This is a genomic window from Streptomyces sp. NPDC054956, from assembly GCF_053609185.1.
Genome location: NZ_JBSGXB010000405.1, coordinates 1 through 5818 on the forward strand (window position 1 = coordinate 1; position 5818 = coordinate 5818).

General features: G+C 71.5%; 5 protein-coding genes. 3 read left to right on the forward strand and 2 right to left on the reverse strand.

The annotated features are described in order from the left end of the window. Window positions 1–65: 65 nt before the first annotated feature. Window positions 66–980: a pyridoxamine 5'-phosphate oxidase family protein gene (locus tag ACWGDE_RS35210; RefSeq protein ID WP_453393137.1), complete on the reverse strand. Its 915-nt coding sequence runs from the start codon at window positions 978–980 to the stop codon at window positions 66–68. A gap of 51 nt (window positions 981–1031) precedes the next feature. Beyond that, window positions 1032–2042, reverse strand: a complete 1011-nt coding sequence (gene gap, locus ACWGDE_RS35215) for a type I glyceraldehyde-3-phosphate dehydrogenase (protein ID WP_453393138.1) — start codon at window positions 2040–2042, stop codon at window positions 1032–1034. A 258-nt stretch (window positions 2043–2300) separates the two neighbouring features. Between gap and ACWGDE_RS35220 the strand changes: the two genes are divergently transcribed. The 3 genes from ACWGDE_RS35220 to ACWGDE_RS35230 all read left to right on the forward strand — a co-directional run bounded on the left by ACWGDE_RS35220 (window position 2301) and on the right by ACWGDE_RS35230 (window position 5790). Beyond that, the gene (locus tag ACWGDE_RS35220; protein ID WP_453393139.1) at window positions 2301–3254 is read left to right on the forward strand and encodes a helix-turn-helix domain-containing protein; all 954 of its coding nucleotides are present in this window, start codon (window positions 2301–2303) and stop codon (window positions 3252–3254) included. Between the two features lie 65 nt (window positions 3255–3319). Further along, window positions 3320–4138, forward strand: coding sequence for a class I SAM-dependent methyltransferase (locus ACWGDE_RS35225; protein ID WP_453393140.1), 819 nt, complete (start codon window positions 3320–3322; stop codon window positions 4136–4138). Further along, window positions 4135–5790 (forward strand): AMP-binding protein, encoded by a 1656-nt coding sequence (locus ACWGDE_RS35230; protein WP_453393141.1) that lies wholly within the window; start codon window positions 4135–4137, stop codon window positions 5788–5790. Before ACWGDE_RS35225 ends, ACWGDE_RS35230 begins: the two co-directional genes overlap by 4 nt. Window positions 5791–5818 lie beyond the last annotated feature (28 nt).

Consider the following 5818-nt stretch of genomic DNA (forward strand, 5'->3'; position numbering starts at 1 on the left):
GGGGGGGGCGGGGGGGGGGGTGGGCGGCGGGGGGGGGGGCGGGGGCGGGCGCGGAGCCGCGGGGGTCAGCCCCGCGCCGCCGCCGGCGGGTTGTAGGGCGAGGGACCGCCGAACGCCCAGCGCAGCCGGGTCGCCCCGTCGATCTGCACCACGCGCTCGATGTCGAACTCGCACATCCGCAGGGCGCCGGGCACGGCGGCCCGGTCCCCCTCGGCCCAGTTGATCCGGGCCTTCCCCGTCAGCTGGAGGGTGTTGCCGGATTCCCAGTCGAGGAACAGCAGCCCGCAGTTCTCGTTGAGCTGCAGGTTCCCCAGGGTCATGTAGAAGGAGTTCCCGAAGTAGTCCGGCCAGACGAGCTTGCGCGGTCCCGCCACCGACACGAAACCGGGGTCGCCGCCGCGGTGCGAGGAGTCCGCGCCGTAGCCGTCCGCCTGGCTGGCGATGAAGAAGGTGTCCGCGCCGCGGATCCACTTCTCCTGCTCCGGGGTGAGCCCCTCGCCGCTGCGGATCTCCCGGGACCCTGCGGGCCCGTCCGCGACCGGCACCCGTACCTGCAGGTACTTGGGACAGTTGCCCAGTACCTGCTCGGTGCGGATGTGCAGCAGATCCCCGTCGCGCTTCGCCACGCCGTTGATCCTGATCCGGCTCGTCGTGTGCGGTTCGAGGGCGAGCAGACCGATGTCGGCCGTCTCCTCGAAGGCCCCGGCGAGCGGGTCGCCGGGCACGGGCAGGGACTTCAGCGTGATGGTGTGCCGGCCCGTGGGCAGGGCGAACCCGGCCTCGCCCGTGACCAGTGAGGACCACATGGCCCCCGTCGCGTCGGCGCCGCCGAGGAAGAGCATGCGCTGGCGCATCAGGTACTGGTCGAATCCGGGCTGGATCACGTCGTCGAACATGGGCGAGCCCCAGCCGGGACCGCCTTCGCCGGCCTGCTTCTGAACGGCCTGCTCACCCTCGTGATAGGGGGTCTTGATCACCACGGAAACCTCCGGTCGGGCACGGGTACCGCCGCTTCGAGCGCGGGTACCGCTTCAGGAACGGGCGCCGATCAGCAGGGCGGTGTCGACGACGCGGTTGGAGAAGCCCCACTCGTTGTCGTACCAGCCGACGATCTTGACCTGGCGGCCGTCGCCGATGACCTTGGTCAGGCCCGAGTCGAAGATGCAGGACGCCGGGTCGGTGACGATGTCGCTGGAGACGATCGGCTCGTCGGTGTAGGTGAGGATGCCCGAGAGGGCGCCCTCGGCGGCCTTCGCGAAGATCTCGTTGACCTCTTCGACGGTCGTCTCGCGCGAGACGCGGACGGTGAGGTCGGTGGCGGAGCCCGTCGGGATCGGCACGCGCAGCGCGTACCCGTCGAGCTTGCCCTGGAGCTGCGGGAGGACCAGGCCGATCGCCTTGGCGGCGCCGGTGGTGGTCGGCACGGTGTTCGTCGCCGCCGAGCGGGCGCGGCGCAGGTCGCCGTGCGGGCCGTCCTGGAGGTTCTGGTCGGCGGTGTAGGCGTGGACCGTGGTCATCAGGCCGTGCTCGATGCCGAGCGCGTCGTCGAGGACCTTGGCCAGCGGGGCCAGGCAGTTGGTCGTGCACGAGGCGTTGGAGACGATGTCGTGCACGGCAGGGTCGTAGAGGTTGTCGTTGATGCCGAAGGCGATCGTCAGGTCCTCGTTCTTCGAGGGCGCGCTGATGATGACCTTGCGGGCGCCGGCCTCCAGGTGGGCGCGGGCCTTGTGCGCGTCGGTGAAGACGCCGGTGGACTCGATGACGACGTCCACCTCCAGCTCGCCCCACGGCAGCTTGGCCGGGTCGCGCTCGGCGGTCACGCGTATGGTGCGGCCGTCGATGACGAGGTTGCCCTCCACGGCGCGGACGTCGTGGCCGAGACGCCCGAGGGTGCTGTCGTACTTGAGCAGATGGGCCAGCGTCGCGGCGTCGGTGAGGTCGTTGACGGCGACCACCTCCAGGCCGGTGCCCCGCTGAAGGGCGGCGCGGAAGAAGCTCCGGCCGATGCGGCCGAATCCGTTGATGCCGACCTTGATCGTCACGTGATACCCCTCTTCGGAATTACATCCATGGCCGCACGTAAAGCCGCGTTGTCCGGCCAGTCCTAGTCGCCGACTGTACTGCGCAGCCTGTTGGCGTGGTTGCTCAAATGCGCCTGTACATCGCCTGTTTGCGCACGAAACCCAAGGTGGGGCCGGGGGCATTGGAAGTTCTGATGGCGTTCGTGTACCTGCATGCCGGTATGTTTTTATGGGCCTGCCTTTCACGATGGCATGACGCTTCCCGGAGCGAGGAGAACGATGGACAAGCTGCCCCTCCGCGGGCCGAGCGCATTCGTGCCGGACCGCAGTCCACCGCTTGCCGCGTCCACCCCCGGCGCGGCGCGGGTCGTCCGCGGACCCGACGAGTCCGTCCACGGCACCGTCGTACGCCGCGACTTCGGCGACGTCACCATCACCCTCGTGACCGGGGAACCCCAGGAGTTGTTACGCCCCGGCCGGCACATCCGTCCCGGCTCCGCCGAGAACCTGCGGGTGTTCAGGGCGCTGGCCGGCGAGATCCACGTCCACCAGGACGGCCGCCGGGGCCAGGCGAGCGGCCCGCAGATCATCTGCTGCGACAGCAGCCGCCCCTACCGCCTGGTGCTGCCGCGCCCCTTCCACCTGGTGGAGGTGCTGCTGCCGCACCGTCACCTCGGGATGTCGGCCGACGACACGGCGAAACTCACCGCCACCGGCTGGTGCGGCCGCATGGGCGCGGGCGCCCTGCTCTCCCAGCTCCTCGCCGGGCTCCACGACCACGGCACCGAGATCCACTCCGCCGTCGACCGGGTCGGAGCCACCGTGGCCGGCCTGACCGCCGCCGTCCTCGCGGACCGGCTGCGCCACGTCGCCGCCGAGGACGAGGTCGCCCGCCACGACCTCATGCTGAACATCCAGTCCTACATCCGCGAGCGGCTCTCCGACCCCGGCCTCACCCCGCAGGCGGTCGCCGAGCACCACAACATCTCGCTGCGCTACCTCCAGCGGATCTTCCAGGACCACGGGACCAGTCCCGCCCGCTGGATCCGCGACGAGCGCCTCGCCCGCTGCCGGTACGAGCTGCGCGACCCACGGCTCGACCACCTGCCCGTCGGCGTGATCGGCGAACGGTCCGGCCTCTACCAGGCCTCCCACTTCAGCCGGCTCTTCCGCGACCGCTACGGGCTCACCCCCCGCGGCTACCGCACCACGCGCGAGCCCGTCACCACCTGACGGGCACCGGCGGCCCCCGACGACCGACGACCGACGAGCACTGACATCCGAGGAGGATGACGGATTTGACCGGCACGAGCTTCGAATTCCCCGGTGAGTACTACGAGATCATGCGGAAGGACTTCCGCAACCTCGCCGCCGAGACGGAGTTCCTCGCGTCCCTGCTCCCCGAGGCGGGCACCGTACTCGACCTGGGCTGCGGCACGGGCTCCAACCTGCGCGCCCTGCGCGAGCGCGGCCACCGCGGCACCGGCGTCGACCAGAGCGCCGCGTTCCTCGAGTACGCCCGCGCCGCCGGCGACGAGGGCATCTCCTACGTGGAGGCACGCGCCGAGACGTACCGCACCGAAGAGCGCTACGACCTCGTCTACAGCCTCTTCATGACGCTCAACTACCTGGACCGCGCCGAGCTCCCGGCCGTCCTGCGCTCCGTCCGCGGACTGCTCAACCCCGGTGGAGCGGTCGTCCTGGAGTTCGGCCACATGCTGAACTTCGTCGACTCCTTCCAGCCCCACACCGTCGCCCACCACCGCGGCCCCGACGGGGTCCTCATCACCCGCCTCGCCCGCCAGGCCATCAACGCGCACGCCGCGAACTGGCGCAACGAGGAGACCTTGCTGGTCCGTACGGCGGACGGCACGGTCGCCATGTACGACAACTTCTTCGACCAGGCCGTTCTGACCGGGCCCGAGGTGCGCGAACTGCTGGCCGCGGCCGGGCTGACGATCACCGCCGAGTACGGCGGGTTCCGCAAGGAGCCCGCGCCCTTCCACGGCCGGGGCCCGCTCGTCATCGTGGCCACCGCGACCGACACCGCGACCGACCCCGCGACCGCGGCCACCACCGTCACCGACACCGCTCAGCAAGAGGAGAACCAGGCATGACCGGCACCGGCATATCGCTGCTCGACGGCGGGCCCGCCCCCGAAACCGGCGTCGCGCACCTCGGCGAGGCCCTCGTCCGCGCGGCCGGAGCCGAGGACGGCCGCGGCGTGACCTACATCCGCCCGGACGGCACCGAGGTCCACCAGAGCTACGCCGAACTGCTCGCCGACGCCTCGCGGATCCTGGCCGGCCTGCGCGCCTCCGGCGCCGCCGTCGGCGAGAAGATCATCCTCCAGTCGGCCGACGACACCGACCTCCTCGGCGCCTTCTGGGCCTGCGTGCTCGGCGGCTACCTGCCGCTGCCCGTCAGCGCCGACGCGGTCAACGGCCCCGGCCTGCTGGAGCGCGTCTGGAGCGGCTACGGCCGCCCCCGCGTCCTGACCGGCACCGGCCAGGAGATCGCGCCCGCCGTGGCCTCCGACCTCGGCTGGAACTCCGCGTACCTGGGCGACGTAGCGACCCTGCGCACCGCGCACGAGCCCGACCTCGACTGGCACGAGCCGGCCGCCGTGGACCCGGTCGTCCTGCTGCTCACCTCCGGCAGCACCGGCGTGCCCAAGGCCGTCACCCTCACCCACCGCAACGTCCTCACGCGCAGCGCGGCCACCGCCCGCGTGAACAAGCTCGACGCGGACACCCGCTCCTTCAACTGGATGCCGCTCGACCACATCGGCGGGCTCATCATGTTCCACGCCCGCGACGTCTTCCTCGGCGCCGCCCAGGTCCACGCCAAGATCCAGTGGGTGCTCGAAGACCCGCTGCGCTGGCTCGACACCGTCTCCGCCCACCGGGCCGACACCACCTGGGCGCCCAACTTCGCCTTCGTGCTCGTCAACGACCAGGCCGACCGCTTCGAGGGCCGCGGCTGGGACCTCGGCTCGCTGCGCTACATCATGAACGGCGGCGAGGCCGTCCGCTCCGGCGTCGTACGCCGCTTCCTGGACCTGCTGGCCCCCTACGGGCTGCCCGCCACGGCCATGTTCCCCGGCTGGGGCATGTCCGAGACCACCGCCGGCGTGGCCGACTGCCAGTTCACGGAGGCCGCCGCGGGCGACGACCGCTACGTGCCCGTCGGCCGCCCGCAGCCCGGTACCCGCATCCGGGTCGTCGACGAGCACGGCGAGCTCGTGCCCTGGGGCGTCACCGGCCGCCTCCAGGTCACCGGCTCCACGATCACCTCCGGGTACTACGACAACCCCGTGCAGAACCGTCAGTCCTTCACCGAGGACGGCTGGTTCAAGACCGGCGACCTGGCGTACGTGGAGAACGGCATCCTCACCGTCACCGGCCGCACCGACGACGTCATCCAGCTCGGCGACATCGCCTACCACGGCCACGAGATCGAGGCCGCCGTCGAGGAACTCGACTTCATCGAGCCCTCGTACACCGTCGCCTCCCTCGTGACCTCCGAGCCGGGCGGCGACGAGGAGCTCGCGGTGTTCTTCAGCCCGCGCACCGGCACCATCACCGCGGACCAGGGCGAGCAGATCCGCGGCCGGGTCAGCGAGCGCCTCGGCGTCGACGTCCGCCACCTGCTGCCCGTCGACCGGTCCGAGATCCCCAAGACCGGCATCGGCAAGCTCCGCCGGGCCCAGCTCCGCAAGAGCTTCGAGGACGGCCTGGCCGCCGTCCCCGCCGGCAGCGCGGCCTGACCGCACGGGTGGTGCGTGGGGCGGCGGG